This window comes from Streptococcus mitis, assembly GCF_009496155.1.
GTDB classification, from domain to species: domain Bacteria; phylum Bacillota; class Bacilli; order Lactobacillales; family Streptococcaceae; genus Streptococcus; species Streptococcus mitis_BQ.
This window is the reverse complement of record NZ_WIJP01000001.1, coordinates 15394-34857: the sequence shown is the minus strand read 5'-3', so window position 1 is coordinate 34857 and position 19464 is coordinate 15394. Positions and strand designations below refer to the sequence as shown.

19 protein-coding genes and 3 riboswitches are annotated in these 19464 nt (G+C 38.7%); of the genes, 1 reads left to right on the top strand and 18 read right to left on the bottom strand.

Annotated features, from left to right (window positions below; all coding sequences use genetic code 11):
- Positions 1 to 257: 257 nt before the first annotated feature.
- From GEZ84_RS00180 to GEZ84_RS00145, 8 genes are all read right to left on the bottom strand, one after another.
- Entirely contained in the window at positions 258 to 518 is a 261-nt protein-coding gene (locus tag GEZ84_RS00180) for a SemiSWEET family transporter (protein ID WP_153222838.1), read from the bottom strand.
- A gap of 251 nt (positions 519 to 769) precedes the next feature.
- On the bottom strand, positions 770 to 2344 hold the full coding sequence (locus GEZ84_RS00175; protein WP_153222837.1) for an ATP-binding cassette domain-containing protein: 1575 nt from the start codon (positions 2342 to 2344) through the stop codon (positions 770 to 772).
- A gap of 142 nt (positions 2345 to 2486) precedes the next feature.
- Entirely contained in the window at positions 2487 to 3779 is a 1293-nt protein-coding gene (locus GEZ84_RS00170; RefSeq protein ID WP_153222836.1) for a radical SAM protein, read from the bottom strand.
- Positions 3780 to 4185: 406 nt separating this feature from the next.
- Positions 4186 to 4533, bottom strand: coding sequence for a VOC family protein (locus tag GEZ84_RS00165; protein WP_153222835.1), 348 nt, complete (start codon positions 4531 to 4533; stop codon positions 4186 to 4188).
- A gap of 154 nt (positions 4534 to 4687) precedes the next feature.
- Positions 4688 to 6463 (bottom strand): pyruvate oxidase, encoded by a 1776-nt coding sequence (gene spxB, locus GEZ84_RS00160; protein WP_000191823.1) that lies wholly within the window; start codon positions 6461 to 6463, stop codon positions 4688 to 4690.
- A 322-nt stretch (positions 6464 to 6785) separates the two neighbouring features.
- Positions 6786 to 9029, bottom strand: a complete 2244-nt coding sequence (locus GEZ84_RS00155) for a heavy metal translocating P-type ATPase (RefSeq protein WP_153222834.1) — start codon at positions 9027 to 9029, stop codon at positions 6786 to 6788.
- Between the two features lie 9 nt (positions 9030 to 9038).
- A complete protein-coding gene (locus GEZ84_RS00150) occupies positions 9039 to 9410 on the bottom strand; it encodes a cupredoxin domain-containing protein (RefSeq protein ID WP_153222833.1) in 372 nt (123 codons plus the stop codon).
- 10 nt (positions 9411 to 9420) lie between these two features.
- Positions 9421 to 9816 carry a CopY/TcrY family copper transport repressor gene (locus GEZ84_RS00145; protein ID WP_001167205.1) on the bottom strand — a complete coding sequence of 132 codons (396 nt, stop codon included), beginning with the start codon at positions 9814 to 9816 and terminating at the stop codon, positions 9421 to 9423.
- A gap of 183 nt (positions 9817 to 9999) precedes the next feature.
- A riboswitch (TPP riboswitch) is annotated at positions 10000 to 10097 on the top strand.
- 83 nt (positions 10098 to 10180) lie between these two features.
- Between GEZ84_RS00145 and thiD the strand changes: the two genes are divergently transcribed.
- Entirely contained in the window at positions 10181 to 10972 is a 792-nt protein-coding gene (gene thiD, locus GEZ84_RS00140; protein WP_153222832.1) for a bifunctional hydroxymethylpyrimidine kinase/phosphomethylpyrimidine kinase, read from the top strand.
- A gap of 148 nt (positions 10973 to 11120) precedes the next feature.
- Here thiD and thiE (GEZ84_RS00135) read toward each other — a convergent pair whose 3' ends face one another.
- From thiE (GEZ84_RS00135) to GEZ84_RS00090, 10 genes are all read right to left on the bottom strand, one after another.
- On the bottom strand, positions 11121 to 11753 hold the full coding sequence (gene thiE / locus GEZ84_RS00135) for a thiamine phosphate synthase (RefSeq protein WP_153222831.1): 633 nt from the start codon (positions 11751 to 11753) through the stop codon (positions 11121 to 11123).
- Positions 11746 to 12549, bottom strand: coding sequence for a hydroxyethylthiazole kinase (locus GEZ84_RS00130; RefSeq protein ID WP_153222830.1), 804 nt, complete (start codon positions 12547 to 12549; stop codon positions 11746 to 11748). Before GEZ84_RS00130 ends, thiE (GEZ84_RS00135) begins: the two co-directional genes overlap by 8 nt.
- Positions 12549 to 13073 carry an energy coupling factor transporter S component ThiW gene (gene thiW, locus GEZ84_RS00125; protein ID WP_050236841.1) on the bottom strand — a complete coding sequence of 175 codons (525 nt, stop codon included), beginning with the start codon at positions 13071 to 13073 and terminating at the stop codon, positions 12549 to 12551. The genes GEZ84_RS00130 and thiW overlap by 1 nt, the downstream gene beginning before the upstream one ends.
- A 4-nt stretch (positions 13074 to 13077) precedes the next feature.
- Positions 13078 to 13770 carry a thiaminase II gene (gene tenA / locus GEZ84_RS00120; protein ID WP_153222829.1) on the bottom strand — a complete coding sequence of 231 codons (693 nt, stop codon included), beginning with the start codon at positions 13768 to 13770 and terminating at the stop codon, positions 13078 to 13080.
- Between the two features lie 10 nt (positions 13771 to 13780).
- Positions 13781 to 14431, bottom strand: a complete 651-nt coding sequence (locus GEZ84_RS00115) for an energy-coupling factor transporter transmembrane component T (RefSeq protein WP_153222828.1) — start codon at positions 14429 to 14431, stop codon at positions 13781 to 13783.
- 1 nt (position 14432) lies between these two features.
- Positions 14433 to 15818, bottom strand: a complete 1386-nt coding sequence (locus GEZ84_RS00110) for an ATP-binding cassette domain-containing protein (RefSeq protein WP_153222827.1) — start codon at positions 15816 to 15818, stop codon at positions 14433 to 14435.
- A complete protein-coding gene (locus GEZ84_RS00105) occupies positions 15819 to 16379 on the bottom strand; it encodes an ECF transporter S component (protein WP_194251998.1) in 561 nt (186 codons plus the stop codon).
- 157 nt (positions 16380 to 16536) lie between these two features.
- A riboswitch (TPP riboswitch) is annotated at positions 16537 to 16625 on the bottom strand.
- A 209-nt stretch (positions 16626 to 16834) separates the two neighbouring features.
- Positions 16835 to 17464: a thiamine phosphate synthase gene (thiE, locus tag GEZ84_RS00100; protein ID WP_153222825.1), complete on the bottom strand. Its 630-nt coding sequence runs from the start codon at positions 17462 to 17464 to the stop codon at positions 16835 to 16837.
- Position 17465: 1 nt separating this feature from the next.
- Complete coding sequence (gene thiM, locus GEZ84_RS00095; RefSeq protein WP_153222824.1) at positions 17466 to 18248, bottom strand: hydroxyethylthiazole kinase; 783 nt, start codon at positions 18246 to 18248, stop codon at positions 17466 to 17468.
- Positions 18249 to 18366: 118 nt separating this feature from the next.
- On the bottom strand, positions 18367 to 19047 hold the full coding sequence (locus tag GEZ84_RS00090; protein ID WP_153222823.1) for a TenA family protein: 681 nt from the start codon (positions 19045 to 19047) through the stop codon (positions 18367 to 18369).
- 216 nt (positions 19048 to 19263) lie between these two features.
- A riboswitch (TPP riboswitch) is annotated at positions 19264 to 19352 on the bottom strand.
- Positions 19353 to 19464 lie beyond the last annotated feature (112 nt).

Here is a 19464-nt window from a genome sequence, read left to right as displayed (position 1 = left end):
TTGATCTCCTGTCTGATTTTTCTCCCCTCATTATAGCAAAAAAAGAGTTCGAATTGAACTCTTTTTAACATCTTATAAAGTAGGGAGAATATTTTATAAAAATAGTAACGATATACTTTTTTCTTTGATAGAGACGAACATAAAAGACTCTCGTAAAGCTAGCTGTCACTGGATTTTTTCCCTCAACTCTCATTCAAAAATTACTTTAATGAAGCATCTATTTTCATAAACGAACAAAACTGAAACCAGTCTTCTTTTTAAATCAAAGCTGTAATAGCCGTCACAAGGTCAAAAACGATACCTGGAGCATTGGCAGCAGCAAGGGGAATATATCTTTCTTTCTTGAAAAGACCGTAGTAAACCCAGAGACTACAGTTGATGGCAGCAACCAAGGGCTGGATGAAATTTCCTTTTTGACCAGCCAGATTGTTTATAATTTGTGGGAAGTAAGACACATACATCATAACGGACATGAAGGTCGCTACCCAACCCAAAACGCTCATTTGTTTTTCGGACATTTTCAAAACCTCTTTTATTCTTTTATGCTTTTTATTTTATAATATGATGCAAAAACAAGTAAGAGTTTGAGAGTTTTGCTATAAAAATGTAAACTATCACAGTCTTGTGATGAGAAAGAAGAGCGAGATTAGAAAAAGTATATATAATCAGAAAAACGCATATTATCATGTATTGAAAAATCTTGATACTGGGCGTTTTATTGCTGAAATATTTACTTTATTTTCTGATAAAACTAACTTTTAAGCCAGAATCAATATTTTCCTAAATCTACAACTTGTTGATATCTACTTTCATCATTAATATGGTGGGCAATTTCTAACATCATAACAGGAAGAGAAAATAGTAGTTCATGTACCATGAAGGCGTTTTCTTCATCTAGGTTTGCGGTCACTTCATCAGCCAGTAACAGATTTTTTCTACGAAGAAGAAAACGTGCCAATTCAATCCTTACTCTTTGTCCCCCAGAAATATTCTCCCCGTTATTTTTGATAATAAAATCCATCCCACCCGTCAATTCAAAATCTAGTTTGACTTGTTTCAAAACGGCAAGCAACTCTTCCTCAGAAAATTCTTGTCCTAAGGTCAAATTATAACGCACTGTATCGTTAAAGAGAAATGGATGTTGGCTAATAATTCCTATACTGGATACAAAACTTGATGTACATTCATTAACAGTTGTCACACCGATAATTTCTCCCTCATCTGCTATTTCTTCTCCAGTAATAAGTCGAAACAAGGTTGACTTACCACAACCACTCGGTCCTTTGATTAAAACTTTCTGACCTGCTTGAACATCCAAATTTAGATGAGTAAAAAGTTGCCTGTCACCATAGGATTTACTTAAATTTTTAATGTGCAGAGCATTCAATTCTTGCGCATCTTTTTTATCTATCTGTTTTACATCTCCAATTTCTAATACTCCAAAAATCTTATCTGCTGTCGTTTTTGCTCCTTGTATATCTACAGCATCATACATAATAGTCTGAATAGGGCTCACTAGCTGACCTGCTGCTATATACATAGCAACAAGACTTGCCACTGACACCTTCTGCCCAGTCATAGCAAAGTAAAAACCTAAAACAAGTGGTAAAACTTGGCTTAAAAAGACCATGAAACCGTTGCAAAAGAAAATTATATTATGGGTAAAGCAAAATTTTTGAATGGCTAGTTGATAATGTCTATTAATCTTCCAAAATCTGTTCTGATTTTCAGAAATTGCTTGGTTCATGAGTAGAGTATATGCTCCTCGGATACTATCAGATACTTGATTATGTACTTCTACTCTGCCTTGAGCCATGTCATCACCAGTATGTTTGAGTCTTTTATTCATCAAGAACTGAGGAATAGGACGTAAAATAGTGAAAAAGACAAAAATACTACCTAGTAACAAATTTTGCGAAATAATATAAATCGCTGTTAGTAATGCTACAAAGCTCCAGCAAATGATATTAACGTATTTTTCTAAGTAATTATCCCCCAAATACTCCATATCTTGTGTGAGCATGGTGATTTTTTCATCTTCGTTAAAATCTTTGTTTATCATCAGCTTGTCAAATAAATCTGCCCTCATATTCATTTGAATTTCACGTCTAAAAACATTATGTGTATGATTACAAAAGAGCATTAAGCTATACAAGACGAAGTATACTGTAAAGCCAAAAACAGCAAACTGTATGATTTTAGAATAAGTCAGTTCTCCTTGATTTAAGGACAAGGCTTGTGATACGACTAAGGGTTGAGCAAGAGCCAAACCTCCATTTGCCAGTGCACCGATGATAGTATAAAACTTCGTTTTCTTATCCAGATAGTGAAATATTTTATTCATAATGCCCTCCTAGAAAAATAGAGAGACTAGCCCCCCTCTCCATTTTTATATAAACTTAACAAATATTACAATTATTGCTTACAACTTCAGTTTTTTTACAATCTTTTTGTTTTTCTTGATAGATATTTTTGCTTACCATTCTCTAGTCCACATCTAAAATATCTTCATAGCATCCAGAAATAGCATAAAGTGCTAGATTTTTAAGAATTTTCTCTTGCATATTCTTACAAATCACAGAAGAGCTTAATTCCGTAATATGCTTGACCATTGGACAAAAGCCTAATTTACAAATCAAAACAAAGGAACATGTTTTACAATCTTCTCTAACAGATAAAAACCATCCTTTCATTTTATCTTTGTTAATCAATCCAGTATTGATATTTCCAAAAATATTTTGATTATCGTACAAAGCAACTGTACATGCTTGTACAATACCTCTAACATTAAACATATAGTGATTTAAACGATTGGCATAACAAGAAAAGGAATTGTGAACCACAATGCTTGGCAAAGATAGATGGTACCCCAAATCAACTGCTTTCTTAGAAATACCAAAACTCATATCATTTTTAAATACTGTAACACAGTCGTCTTTAGAACGATCTCCTTGTCCCCAGTTACCAATATTATGATATAGAAGAAAAAATCTATCATCATTTTTAAAGTAACGACCATCATTTAATAGAAATGATTCCATATGGTCATAATTTTCCTTCGATATATTGAATCTTAACGTACAAATAAAATCTAAATCACTATCCTTCATTTTATGAAGATTGTCTAAAATTCGCGCATAGGAACCTTTTTGATTTTTTAACACACGTTGAGAATCATGACTCTCTCCATCACCATCAATAGTAATCTGAAAATTAGTTACATCATACTCTCTTACTAATTTTTCAAATTTGGAAGATGTTAACAAAAATCCATTAGTAGTAATACTTGCTGAATACGTTATTCCAAATCGCTCACAAATTTTCAAAAATTCTAGTGAAAGCCGTTGAATTGTTTTATAGCCTAACAGAGGTTCTCCACCAAACCATGCTATCCTTAGGAAATGATATTGAGAATTACTCAATTTTTCTTCAGCAAATTTCAAAATAGCATTTTCTGTTTCAATAGACATTCCAATATTTTTAAAGTGTTCATAACAATACTTACATCGAAAATTACAATCTCTATGAGTAAGAATTGTAAACTCTAGTATCTCATTATTCCTATCTTCTATCTGTTTTAAATATTTGTTTACCTCATTGTCTTCAAGTAAATATCTATTCTCTTCCAAATAGGCAATATATTCACTTCCCGTTGTTTTATTTTCTTTTATATTCTTCTTCAATTCATTCATAATTAAAAATGAATGATTATTTTTGGTATTAAAATATACACTACCATCTTCAGTATCATACCTTAAGACATATCGTGATAATTTCATATTACCACCTCTTTATTCTTTGATTTCTTTAAATACATTATATACCTATTAAAATGATAATCCAAGCAAAAGTCAGAAAATTAGAAAAGTTCTATATTTTAATAATTTTCAATCTAGTATAAACTAATTTCAAATACCCTTATCTACTATACATGCCGTACTGTCACATTTCTATTCGTAGAGACACAATCTCGCTATTCCTTCCTCTGATGATTCTTATGTCCAGCGTCATACTTAAAACGGACTATCACGAGACTGTTTTAATTCGTTACCTCACGATAGTCAAGCTCAGAAGTTACTATTAAATTTACCTAAAAAAGACCGGATTGCTCCGATCTTTCAATAGTTCATATTCTCAATTTCTGTTTTAAGAATAACTAAGGTTATCTTCAAATGACTAAGCGCCCTATTTCATACGATAAAAATCAAGCACTAGACCAGCAGGACCTTTAACTAATAAGGACTCTGTTCCCCAATCCGTTTCACAAGGACCGTGTAAAATCTCGATACCGATCTCTTTCAACCGTTGGTAATTCTGGTCTACATTCTCAACCTCAATGTGAAGAATGATTCCTGACTGAAAATCTTCCAAAGGAATCAAATGATTTTGGGACAACATCAGACAGTGACTACCAATCGTAAACTGAGCGAAACTGTCATCAACATAATCTGACTTTTTATCCAAAATACGCTCCAAGTCAGCACAGACTTGGGGAACATCTGAAACGATAATATCTAATTGATTTAAATTCATTTACTATCCTCCATAAAAAGACCGGATTGCTCCGATCTTTTCAAGTTTCGCTCTAAGAAAATCAAAGAATAAACAAGGCATCGAACCGCAGGCAGTACTGAAGTACGGCAAGGTGAAGATAACACAGTTTAAATTTGATTTTCGACGAGAGAAATTATTTAATTGCGCGTGATTGCAAACCTTCTTCTTCCAAGAAGAGACGGAATGGTACGAGTTCTTCTGCTTCGTATTTTTCCTTGAAGGCTTTGATTGCTTCTTCTGAGTGAAGTTTTGGATCCAATTCAAGTACTTCTACTGGAAGTGGACGGTGTGGAGTGATGCGAGCATCGATAACAACAGTTTTACCTTCTTTGTTCAATTTAACAGCTTCTGCAACAACTGCATCGATATCTTCGATACGGTTTACTGTAAATCCAACAGCCCCTTGAGCTTCTGCAATTTTAGCGTAGTCAGCGTTTGTGAAGTCACAACCAAACAAGTGTTTGTTTGTGTCTTCGTATTTGTCCTTGATGAAGGCATATTTATCATTTGAGAAGACAACGTTGATAACTGGAAGGTCGTATTGAACGTTTGTGATAACGTCTGGGTAGCACATGTTAAATGCTCCATCACCCATGATGTTCCATACTTGGCGATCTGGATTGTCTTTCTTAGCAGCGATACCACCAGGAAGGGCAATACCCATTGTCGCAAAGAGTGGAGATGTACGCCACATGTTCTTAGGTGTCATGTGAAGGTGACGAGTAGATGTTTGAGTAGTGTCACCTACGTCGATTGAGTAGATAGCGTCTTGATCAGCATGTTTGTTGATTGCATTGTAAACTTGGTACAATTGCAATTCACCCTCAGTTTTACCTTCGAGTTTGTTCATGTAATCACGCCAGTTTTGGTTATTCTTAACGTTTGCACGCCACCATGGAGTAGATTCAACTGGGTTTACTTTGTCAAGGATAGCTTTAGCTGCTTGACCTGCATCACCAAGGATTGAAGCGTCAAGGGCATGACGTTTACCAAGTTTGTAAGGGTCGATATCAACTTGGATGAATTTTTCAGTATTCTTGAATGCTTCGTAAACTTCAGCAAATGGGAAGTTTGAACCAAGGAAAAGAACTGTGTCTGCTTCAAAGACCACTTCGTTGGCTGGTTTCCAACCAACACGGTAAGCAGAACCTGTCAAACCTTCATAGTTCCATTCAAAGGCTTCAAAGTTTTTACCAGTTGTGATGATTGGTGCTTTGATTTTACGTGACAATTCAGTAATCACTTCACCAGCTTTCACACCACCGTAACCAGCGTAAATAACTGGACGTTCAGCATTGTTCAAGATTTCAACAGCTTTGTTGATTTCAACTTCGTTCAAAGCAGGAGCGATGAATGAACGTTCGTATGAACCTGAACCGTAGTATGAGTTTTCGTCGATTTCTTGGAAACCGAAGTTTACTGGGATTTCAACAACAGCTGGACCTTTTTTAGAAACTGCAGCACGGCAAGCTTCGTCGATTACTTTTGGCAATTGCTCAGCGTAAGCTACACGTTTGTTGTATACAGCGATACCGTTGTACATTGGGTTTTGGTTCAATTCTTGGAAAGCATCCATGTTCAATTCGTTAACTGGACGTGATCCAAGGATTGCTAGGAATGGAGTGTTATCCATAGCTGCATCGTAAACACCGTTAATCAAGTGAGTCGCACCTGGACCACCTGAACCAACTGCAACCCCTATTGAGCCACCGAATTTAGCTTGCATAACCGCTGCAAGAGCACCTGTTTCTTCGTGGCGAACTTGCAAGAAACGGATATCTTTGTCTTCAGCCAAAGCGTCCATCAATGAGCTGAGTGTTCCTGATGGGATACCGTAGATTGTGTCTACGCCCCATGTTTTCAATACGTTAAGCATTGCTGCAGATGCAGTAATTTTCCCTTGAGTCATAATGATAACTCTCCTTCAAATATTTTTAAATCTACTAAAAAAGGTTTCATATACTTTTTGAAAACGTTTCAGTAAATTTTTACATTACTAATTTATCACATTTATTTTGACTTTACTAAGAATCTGCTCAGAAGTTTCTATTCTCTATTGCAGTACAGTTTGAAAACGTTTTTAGTTTCTGTTTTATAATACTCAATGAAAATTAAAGAGCAAACTAGGAAACTAGCCGCAGGTTGCTCAAAGCACAGCTTTGAGGTTGCAGATAAAGTTGATGTGGTTTGAAGAAATTTTCGAAAAGTATAAAAAGCGAGCAAGCCCGCTTTTAATCTATTTTAGTAACGTTTAGCAGAAGGGAACTGGTCAGCACAGATACAGAACTAAAGGCCATAGCTAAACCTGCTAGCTCTGGATTAAGGGTCAGTCCAACACCTGAAAAGACTCCTGCTGCAATCGGAATTCCTGCGACATTGTAGATAAAGGCCCAGAAAAGATTGAGCAGAATTCGATTAAAGGTTTTCTTACTCATGTCAAAAGCACGAACCACTCCTAAAAGATTATTGGTTGTCAACACCAAATCTGCTGACTCGATGGCGATATCTGTTCCAGCTCCCATAGCAATCCCCACATCTGCTACACTGAGGGCAGGAGCGTCATTGATACCATCACCAACAAAGGCTACTTTTCCAGTCGCTTGTAGTTTATGGATTTCATGGGCTTTTTCTTCTGGCAAGACACCTGCAATGACCTCTTCGATTCCGATTTGATCTGCAATAGCACGCGCCACACCTGCATTGTCTCCTGTCAGCATGACTGTTTTAAGACCTCGTTTTTTCAACTGACTGATGACAAGCTTGGCATTTTCCTTGGGAATATCTTGCAAAGCAAGCAAGCCTTTGATTTCATTCTCAACAGCCAAGAACACAACTGTCTTAGCTTCTTTTTCCAGTTCTTCTAGTTTTTCCTGATAAATGCTAGAAATATCCATGCCATCCAGCATTTTAGCATTTCCAAGCAAAACTTGTTTTCCATTGATTTGTCCTGAGACACCTTTTCCGTGCAAGGCTTGAAAATTTTCAACAGTGTGAAATTCAAGTCCAGCTTCACTCGCTCGTTTCACAACAGCTTCAGCCAGTGGGTGTTGAGAAGCTTCTTCCAAGGAAGCTGCCAATCCAAGCACTTCTACTTCGTCGCCAATGATATCTGTGACCACAGGTTTCCCTTCCGTCAAAGTTCCTGTCTTATCAAAGACGATAGTTTGAACTTTCTGGATTTCCTGTAGAACCGTTCCATTTTTGAGGAGAACTCCCATCTTGGCACTGCGACCTGTCCCCACCATAAGGGCTGTCGGTGTTGCAAGTCCCAATGCACAAGGGCAGGCAATAATCAGAACTGCTACTCCATAGAGAAGCGAAGACACAAAGCTCGCTCCAAGCACAACTACACTATCCCTGAGCAAGACGAACCAAACCCAAAAGGTCACAATCCCTAAAATGACAACTGCTGGGACAAAAATCCCTGAAATTTTATCCGTCAAGTCCTGAATCGGAGCACGGCTGGTTTGAGCTTTCTTCACAAAATCCACAATCTGAGCCAAAACAGTCTCTGAACCAACTTTTTCTGCTCTAAAAACAAGTGTTCCACTATTATTGATGGTTGAACCAATGACGGTATCTCCAACTGTCTTGTCCACAGGCAGACTCTCACCTGTCACCATAGACTCATCAATACTAGAGATACCTTCTACTACGACACCATCAACAGCAATCTTTTCACCTGGACGCACTCGAATCAGGTCGCCTACCTTGACTTGCTCCAAGGGAACTTGAACATAGTTATCCTCACGCAAGACTTCTGCTGTTTTAGCCTGCAAGTCTAGTAATTTCTCCACAGCTTGGGAAGTATTTTTTCGCATTTTCTCCTCAAAAACAGCTCCCATAAGAACGAAGAAGAAGATAAATGCAGCACTTTCAAAGTAAACGGGGAGACCAGCGAAGAGGGCAACTAGGCTATAGAAATAAGCCACTAGGGTTCCCAGCGCAACCAAGGTATCCATGTTGGCATTGTGCTTTTTAAAGCTGGCCCAAGCACTCTGGATATAAGGCCCACCTGCTACTATCATAATCGGAGTTGTGGCTAGAAAGGTGCCCCAACGCATGATTTGGTGACTAAATCCTCCTATCAACATCCCAATCATGAGAATCACAAGAGGTACAGTAAAGATACTAGTAATCCAAAAACGTTGCAAGAGGGATAGAGATTTTCGAGTCTTCTTAACAACTGTATAACTTCCCTTTTGCATCTTCATGCCACAAGAAAATTTATGTTGACCTAATTCTTGAGGTGTAAAACGAATGACTTTCTCCTCATCTACGCCGATTGGTTCTAAGATGCCTTCTTCTTCAAAAAGAATTTCCTTATAACAATTTGAAGGAGTTGCTCGATGAAAGGTAATCTCAGCAGGAACTCCTTTTTGCAGTTGAATATGGGCTGGATGGTAGCCTTTGTCTGCCGTGATACGGATTTTTTGAACACCATTTTCAAGACTTGCTTTTACAATTTCAGTCATATCATTCTCCTATTCTACAATCATCTTACCGTGCATCATATTCATGCCACAAGAGAAACCATACTCTCCAGCCTGCTCAGGCGTGATTTCCACTACATACTCTTCCCCCATTGGCAGGTCCGCATGTACACCAAAATCTGGAAAAACAATTTGGTCCAAACATGGTGAAGGATCCTTGCGGTCAAAGACAATGCGGGCTGGCACTGATTTCTTGAGGATAATCAACTCAGGCGTATAGCCCCCCATGACATCCACTCGAATTTCTTGGTAGCCCTTTTTTTGCTGGGCCTTTTGTCCAGATTTTTCAGGCTTTTTGAAAAACCAAAATAAGATAAACGAGATAAGGGCAATACAAACAATGGTTACAATACTATTTAACATGACGTCTCCTTTACATACAATTACATCTTACTTCTGTTACAGCGCTTGATTTCTTCTCTGAAATCACAGCTTCCAAGTCTTCCAAGTCAGCCTGAGTAAAATCACATTCAGCAATCAAATCAGCCAACAAGTTCTTAATCCTACGAGAACAAACCTTGTCCTTGATATCTTGGACAAGTAAATCCCGACTTTGGTCCAAAGTTAAAAGGGCTGAATAAACAAAAGACTTACCTTCTTTTTTCCGAGTCAAACACTCTTTCTCAACCAAACGAGCCAAAAGAGTTTGAATGGTCGACTTGGACCAGTCGAACCGCTCCGCCAGAACCCTGATCAAATCCGTACTAGTCTGCTCTCCTTGCATCCAAATAATCTTCATGACCTGCCATTCTGCATCTGAAATCTGCATCATCACACCTCCAAAATTTACATTTGTCAATTACAATTAATAGTATACTCTTAAAATCTACATTTGTCAACTATGAAATTAATCTTTTCTTTGAAAAATAGAATTTTAACCCTATGATAAAGGATTTTCAATCAAATCTTACTATATAAACTATAAAAATATGCTATACTAAAGAAAAAAGAAAACAACCACTAGGGGTGCGTAAAGCTGAGATTAACGACTGTTAGACCCTTTGACTCAATCTAGGTAATGCTAGCTGATGGAAGTGGAAATGATAATGGGGACTAGCAGTCTTCTATTGCCTTTCTAAAACTGGCCAGCTTGTTCTTAAGAATACAAACTTCAGTTGGTTGGGAGGTTTTAGATGACTTATTTACCCGTTGCTTTGACCATTGCAGGAACTGACCCTAGTGGTGGTGCTGGCATTATGGCTGATTTGAAATCATTCCAAGCTAGAGATGTCTATGGAATGGCCGTTGTGACCAGCCTTGTCGCTCAAAATACCAGAGGCGTTCAATTGATCGAGCACGTTTCTCCTCAAATGTTGAAAGCCCAATTGGAGAGTGTCTTTTCAGATATCAAGCCTCAGGCTGTAAAAACTGGCATGTTGGCAACTACTGAAATTATGGAAATCATCCAGCCCTATCTTAAAAACCTGGATTGTCCCTATGTCCTTGACCCTGTTATGGTCGCTACGAGTGGTGACACCCTGATTGATACCAGTGCCAGAACCTACCTAAAAACAAACCTGCTTCCCTTTGCAAGTATTATCACACCGAATCTTCCTGAAGCAGAAGAAATTGTTGGTTTTTCAATCAATAACCCCGAAGACATGCAACGTGCTGGTCGCCTGATTTTAAAAGAATTTGGTCCTCAGTCTGTGGTCATCAAAGGTGGCCATCTCGAAGGTGGTGCTAAAGATTTCCTTTTTACTAAGGATGAGCAATTTGTCTGGGAAAGTCCACGAATTCAAACCTGTCATACACATGGTACTGGATGTACCTTTGCTGCTGTGATTACGGCTGAACTAGCCAAGGGTAAAACCCTTTATCAGGCAGTTGATAAGGCCAAGGCCTTTATCACAAAAGCCATTCAAGATGCCCCTCAACTCGGTCATGGTTCTGGTCCAGTCAACCATACAAGTTTTAAAGATTAAAAAAACTCTCTAGTTCCCACTTTAAGGGAATTAGAGAGTTTTTATACTTCTTCAAACTAGGTCAGCTTTATCTGCAATCTCAATACTATGCTTTGCGCAACCTGCGACTAGCTTCCTAGTTTGCTCTTTGATTCTCATTGTGCATTAATTAGAAAATAATGTCATCCAACTTTGTCAAAAAGGCTTGTGTTTTTGCCTCTATATCTTCTGCCTGCATCAAATCACGCACTACAGCTACTCCAGCTATGCCCGTGCCAATAAGCTGTTCAATGTTCTCTGAAGTCAAGCCTCCAATAGCAACTACTGGAATGGCGACCCTTTGGCAAATTGTTTTCAAGGTTGAAATCAGGGTGATAGGCGCATTTTCCTTGGTTGTGGTTGGGAAAATGGCTCCTGTACCCAAGTAATCTGCACCCCCTCCTTCTGCCTCGAGGGCTCTTTTTACCGTTTTAGCTGTGACACCGAGTATTTTGTCAGGTCCCAAGACTTGGCGGGCAACCGAAACTGGTAGTTCATCGTCTCCGATATGCAGACCTGCAGCATCAACTGCAAGACAGACATCCAAACGATCATCGATGATCAAGGGTACCTGATAGGCATCTGTTATTTCCTTGACTTGTTTTGCCAGTTGATAGTATTGATTGGTGGTGAGATTTTTTTCTCGTAATTGGACTATGGTAACTCCTGAACGGCAGGCTGTCTCAACCTTTTCAAGAAAACTTTCCAAGGAATCTTGGTAACGATTGGTTACTAGATAGAGTCTAAGTGATTTTCTATTCATAAACATCTCCTTTGATAGCATCTAGCCAATTTTCGCCTTTTTTTAGGAGCGAAAGCTGATTGAGTACTTGGTAACGAAAATCTTCCAATCCCATTCCTTGAACAACTATTCTCTCAGCAGCGATATTGAGATAAGAGACTGCGAGACAAGATGCTTCAAAGGCAGTCTTTCCTTGACTGAGAAAAACGGCTGTTAAAGCTCCAACCAAATCTCCTGTCCCTGTTATCCAGTCTAATTCTGCACAGCCATTCTCCAATACAGCAACCTGATTCTCCGAAACGATGAGGTCCTTGGGGCCAGTAACTAAGAATGACATACCTGGATAGGTCTGACACCAGTCTTTCAAGACTTGAAGTAAATCCTCAATTTCTTGGTCTTTAGCACTGGCATCGACCCCAACACTGTGATGTTTTAAGCCAACAAGACTTCGAATTTCCGACATGTTTCCTTTAAGGACCGTAGGTCTATAGTCTAAAAGGTCTTTAACTAAGCTCTTACGAATGGATGAAGCCGCTACGCCAACCGCATCTACTACCATTGGGAGACAAGCTTGAGCTGCATAAGAAGCTGCCATACGGATTGCTTTTTCCTTCTCAGCTGACAAATGCCCCAAATTGATGAAGAGTGCCTTGCTTTGCTTAGTAAAATCAAGAACCTCACGGGGATCATCTGCCATAACAGGTTTACATCCCAGAGCCAAAATCCCATTTGCCAGCAGCTCACAAGAAATCTCATTGGTAATACAGTGAATGAGGGAAGTCGTTTCCAGAGGAAAAGGATTTGATAATTCCTGCATCAGTCTATCCTTTCAGCAAAGAAATATCCCTGCACTTTTTTAAAGAATTCCTGCTTGATTAAAAATCGAAAGGCAATAAAGGAAATCGCTGTACCAATCAAGGTTGCTCCGAAAAATCGAGGAGTGTAGATAAACCAGCTAAGCTTAGCGGCTGATCCTGTAAAGAGTACCATAACAGGATAGGAAACAATTGAACCAATAATACCTGTTCCCAAAATTTCTCCCAAGGCAGAAAAGTAAAATTTTCGACCATACTTATAAAAGAGACCTGCTAGAAGGGCTCCAAAAGTCGCTCCTGTGAGAGCTAAAGGCGGAATCCCTTGAGTCGTCATACGTATAAAGGCTGTCACTGTAGCCATAGCCAAGGCATAAACAGGCCCCATCATGATTCCTGCTAGAATATTGACAACACTGGACATCGGTGCCATTCCCTCAATCCTAAAGATAGGTGTAAGGACTACATCAAGGGCAATCATCATGGATAAAATGGTTAATTTGTGAACTTGTAATTGGTGCTTTCTCATGTTTCTATTCTTCTCCTTTTTCTAAAGACTGTAAATCGCTCTTCCATGTCTGGTGTTGGTAGGCCATTTCCCAAAACTTGGCTTCCATATGAACACTGATGTGAAAGGCCTCTAGCATTTTTTTCTTGTCTGTCTCATCACTTTCTCGATAGAGTTGATTGACCAGAGCCTCTTCCTCTCTGATCTGCTGCTCCAACTCATCCGTAATATAAGTTTCAATCCATTGTTGGTAGAGAGGATTTGGTGATGGTTTAAGATTAAGGGATTTGCCTATATCATGGTATAACCAAGGACAAGGCAGCAAACTTGCAAAAGCGATGGCTAAGTTAGGCTCTGCAAATTGCCGATAAATGTGAGAAATGTAATGATAGCAGGTTGGAGCGATTGGATGTTGCTCCATTTCCTGGTCGCTGATTTCCAATTCCTTGAAAAATTGTTGGCGGATAAACAACTCACCCTCCACTAGACCCTGAGCATTTTGTTTTAAGAGTCTTTTCATCTCTTGATTCGAAGTCTTATCAGCCAAGAGGTGATAGATTTCTGAGAAGGCCTTCAGATAGTAGGCATCTTGAATCAGGTAATAGCGGAAAATATCAGGTTCTAAATTCCCCTCTTGCAACTGTAAAATAAAGGGATGATGAAAGGAGGCTTGCCAAGCTTCCTTGGATAATTCCATAGCAATATCTGTAAATTCCATAATAACTCCTTTATAAAAATAGACTGGTTTGAAGTAATAAAAAGAACAGCAGGTAGATTAATTTTATTTTTTTAGAAATATAAAAGATCCGATAGCGATTCTCCACCTGTGCATGTTCGTCATATCCATGCGCCGACAGGGCTCTCAGGTAAAGATGGCGCCACCTAAAGACTGTCATCAGAACCTTGCTGTAAATCAAGGGCGACCAAAAATGCAGTTCTTGACCGCGTAATAAGCAAGCTTCCTTGAGAGACTTGATTTCTTGCTGGATAAGAGGGAAGGAATTGAATACCACAATCAAGGCATAGGCCCAAGACCGTGATAATCCCTTTTGAGCCAAGTACAAGAGAAGCTCTTTTAGGGAAATAGAGGAAACAAAGACAAGACCAATACAAACTGTCACAAAGGCTCTCGTTCCAAGCATTACTGCCTGTGAAGCATCTCCGTGTAACTGAACTGCCCAGTAGTTGGCAAAAGATGGCAAAATGGCGAGCAGAATCATCCAAGCCAATACTTTAAATCGACGGTAATAGAGCATAAAGAGAATGCAAAATGCGACTACCGAAAGATTCAAAGCAATCGAAGGAATGAAAGATGTCTCCAAGGATAAAATCAGCAAGAAGAGACTGATAATCGGTGTCTGGGTTGCTACTTTGACCATACTATCTCACCTCCCCTTGGGTATTGCTACTCTGAGATGTAAGTAGCTTGGTAATTGTCACTGCTTTCACATGACTGAGTCCCTGACTAGTCATCTCAATCCAATAATCAACCACAGTGATTAAGGGATCTAAACGATGTGTAATCATCAAAAAACTTCTTCCTTGATTTCTCTCCTCCAGAATCCACTGACAAAAATAATGGCAAGCTCTATCATCCAAACCTGCAAAAGGTTCATCCAGCAAGATTACAGAAGCCTTGCTAGTCAAGATAGTCAAGAGCTGAAGAATCTTTTGCTGACCACCACTTAATTGATAAGGACTCTTATCGAGTGCCTGCTCCAGATCAAAATACCGCAAAGCTTGAAGAATTCGCTGATTTCTTTCAGAATCAGCTCCATCTAATTGAAGTTCCTCTCGCAGACTGGCTCGGATAAACTGTTTTTCAGCTTCCTGAACAACACCCGTCAGGTCACGATACAAACTCTTTTTCTTTTTTAGAACCGAACCCTTCCAAGTAATACGACCCTTATACTTTTGAAAGTGAAGAATGGAGCGAAAGAGGGTTGATTTCCCGACACCATTGTCACCCAAGATACAGGAAATTCCTTGGTAAACTGTAAAATCCGCAATTGAAAAGAGGGGACGCTTATCCAGCTCACAAGTCGTTCTATCCATATGGAACAGTTCTGAGCTAGAAGCAACTTCCTTTGAAGCAACCTGTGTCATCTCAGAGGTAGGGATTTGAAACACTTCCCTTAGTTGTCCATCTCTTAGCTCCACCATATGGTCGATATAGGTTTCATAGTCTGTTAAATCATGGTCGCACAAAATAACTGTCTTCCCATTAGAGACCAATTCTTTTAGAATCTCCAAGATCTCTATCCTGCTCTTGCGGTCAATGGAAGCGAAGGGCTCATCCAAGAGATAGACCCTAGGATTCATAGCAAAGAGAACAGCCAAAGCAGCCTTTTGCTTTTCCCCACCTGATAAGTGATGAATTGGACGGTGCAAAATCGCCTTGCAGCGACATTGCTGGACGACCTCTGCTATTTTTGAATCAATTTCCTGAACAGGATGCCCAATATTTTCCAAGGTAAAAACCAGCTCCTCAAACAAGTTCTCCATGGTAAATTGATGATTGGGATTTTGAAAGAGGATACCAACCGTCTGGACACGTTCGATGATAGAAAGCTGACTGATCTCGCTCTCATCTATCAGGACTTGACCGCTATAGGGAAGAGAACTAACTTGGGCAATCATTTGAAAAAGGCTTGATTTTCCAGACCCACTGCTCCCAACTAACAAGGTAAAGGCTTGCGCATGAAAAGTAAAATCAAGCGGCTCAGAGAAGATTGGGGATTGAATTGCTCGTAGTTCCAGCCCCATCTATGCCTTGCCCCCAGCTGCAAACTGATGATAGAGTTTGACAATGGCACGAACCAAGATGGTACAGAAGAAAAAGACGGAAATAAAACGCACCACAAGCAAGGAAAGGACAAAAGGCAGTGAAAAGGCGTAATATCCTAATTTAATGTATTCATAGACAAAGCTAACAAGCGTAATCCCAATACTATTAGCAGTTAGAGAGAGCCAACTTTCATAGCGATTCTTGGTTACGATAAAACCAAGTTCACTTCCCAAACCTTGAATCAAGCCAGACAAAAGGGCACCTAGACCGAATTGGCTACCATAAAGGACTTCAGCAAGCGCAGCTAGCACTTCACCAATCGTTGCACTTCCGACTCTTGGAACAAAGATGGCCGCAATGGGCGCAGCCATACACCAGAGACCAAAGAGGATTTCATTGGCAAAGGCCTGCAAGCCAAGAGGGGCTAAAATCAGAGTGAGGATATCAAACAGATAGCCAGATCCCACAAAAACGCCACCAAAAAAGATAGACAAGAAAGCAAGTAAGATAACATCTTTTAACTGCCATTTTTTCAACATAAAAAACTCCTTTTTTAAAGAAAAGTGGGGCATTCAAGGAGAGCTACCTAAATGCTTTGTATCGCCTTCGTCCAGCTTATATAAACAAAAAACTCCAATTACAAACGAGAATTAGAGTTTAGCTTACAAGATTAGATCGTTCATTTCGCCATACGAAAAAAACCTTTTCACATTTCCCTTCGCCAGTCTTAACTGTATCAGGTTCAATGGGTATTATCTCAGCCTAAAGCACCCCAAATGTCTTTATTATTTAATTATATAATTATTTTAACAGACGATTTATTCCAGTTCAAGAAATTGAACTGGAAATACAGCCTTGCACTCAAAAAGACAGCAGATCTTTCTTTTGCAAAAAATAAATGACTTATTTGATGGATTAGATATTTGAACTGAATTTGGACATATCTTTTTAGAAAAGTAAAACTTCCACTTACTTAGAATCCAAGGATAGATACCTATTGTTCACTCATTTCCCGAACAGTTTTTTCTATATTTTTTGCATACGAAATTGCTGAAATGATTGAAACACCATCCATATTAGTCTTCATAATGTCTTTAATATGCTGCGTCTGTATCCCACCAATTGCAACCAAGGGCATTTGTGGCAATAGTTTCCTCATCAATTTAAGTCCTTCATAACCTATAGCGTCACCAGCATCATCCTTTGACTGGGTGTCAAATACAGGGCCAACACCAACATAATCTACATATTCAACTTTTGATTGTTGAAATTCTGCCTTGTTTTTTATAGAAAGACCAATTATTTTATCTGGCATCAATTTTCTAATTTCATCAACACCAAGGTCATCCTGCCCTACATGTACCCCATCAGCGTCAATTTCCATTGCCAAATCAATATCATCATTAACGATAAATGGAACATTATATTTTTTACAAAGATCCTGTAGTTTTATTGCTAATTCGACTTTTTCTTTACCTTCCAGGGCTCCCTCACCTTTTTCACGGAATTGAAATAAAGATATCCCACCTTTTAAGGCTTCCTCAACGACTGTATATAGATCTTTTCCTTGGCAAGTAGTCGTTCCACAAATAAAATATAGTTTTAATAATTCTTTATGAAACATTTCACTTCACTCTTTTGAATTCCTTTATATCTTCATCTGTAATCTCGTATAAGGCATTTATAAATTCAACTTTAAATGTTCCAGGAAGATGTCCATTGGGACGTTTTTCTGCCATTTCTCCAGCGATATTGTAAACCAACATTGCTGTTTCTAATGATTTCAATTCTTGACCTTTTTCAAGTCCGATAAAGCTTGCTACCACTGCCCCTAATAAACATCCAGTTCCAATAACTTTTGGCATCATGGCACTACCATTATGAATCGTTACCACTTCTCCATTAACTGCAATCGCATCCACTTCTCCAGTCACTACTACAGGTATCTTAAACCTAGCATTGGCTGCTAGAGCAATCTCATCAATGTTATCCACGCCAGCACTATCAACACCTTTAGATGCTACATTTATCCCTACTAAAGAGGCAATCTCGCCAGCATTTCCCCTAATCGCAGCTAGTTTGTAATTATTTATTAAATCTTCGGATACTCTTCTTCTATAAGATCCTGCCCCACATGCTACAGGATCTAAAACTGCTGGGACATTATATTTCTCTGCAATTTTCAGAGCAGCTTGGTATAATTTCCAATTTTCATCTGTCAATGTTCCTATGTTTATTAATAAACCACCAGCATACTTTAACAAATCCTCTAAATCTGCTGGAAACTCACTCATAGCTGGTGATGCACCCAGTGCTACTAATCCATTTGCTGTGAAATTTTTTACTACATCATTGGTTATGCAAATGACCAAAGGTGCTTTTTCTTTTAATAATTTTAAACTTGTCATGTTGTTTATTTTCCTTTTTTCTATATATTTTTGACAGATTTGTCTTCTTTTCCTCTTTACTAACTCACAATAGCTAAGCTAGTTCTTTTTTATTTGTTTTCAAACAGTTATCTTGTCTTTATTCATTTCCCTTCAAATTATAACCAATATCAAAAAAGGCTATTTCTAAAGCAACTGCTTGATTCCAGCGTTGCTGAAGTTCTGTCAAATCTTCTCGACCTTTCCCGACACGATTGAGTTCGTCAACCAAAAATTGAACCCACTCTGCAAAGAAAGGACCTCTGTGGAGATTGACCCATTCCGAATGAATATAGGCTTCAGGTAGAGGCAAATCTTTTGAACCCCAGTCTAAATAGAGACCTTCTGCAATGACCAGCATGACCAAAAGATGAGCATAGTCTGATGAAGCCACTGCCGAATACATTAAATCCTGAAAGGCTTTTGTTACAGGGTGCAAGGTCACTTCCAGATAGTCATTCTCTGCTACGTTTAACTCTTTGAAAGCCTTTTTGAAATAACCATCTTCATCTGCTTCAAGAAAACCTAGTTGCTTGGCAAAACGGAGTTTAGATTCAAGCTGGTCTGCGTGGGCTACACAGGCACCCAGCATGGATAAGAAGGCATCAAAGAAGTGATAATCTTGAATCAGGTAGTCTTTTAAGACCTTATTCTCAATTGTCCCTGCAAAAAGTTCCTTGACAAAACGGTGATTGATTGCAGCCTGCCAATCCTTCTGACTGCTTTTTAATAATTCTCCAACAGTCAAACCTGGCTGAAATGCATAGTCTTGTGTTTCCATATTTACTTTTCCTCTCTTTACACTCTAGTAATCAATAAAACATTAAGAGATACCAAGCAAAATCGAAGTTTCACTTGATCCTTTTAAAGAATATCGTGGGCATTTGCAGAGAGCTACCTAAACAAGCCTATTCTCTTTTTATAAACAAAAAAACTCCAATTACAATCAAGAATTAGAGTCGACTTACAAGATTAGATCGTTCATTCCGCCATACGAAAAAAACTGTTCACATTTCCCTTCGCCAGTCTTAACTGTAGCAGGTTCAATGGGTATTATCTCAGCCTAAAGCACCCCAAATGTCTTTATTATTTAATTACTGCACCAGTATAGCAAAAAATGAAAGTCCTAGCAAGATATTTGTTCGAAAAATATATTTATATAGATTTTGATACGATTTCCCTTTATTAAAACATTTAA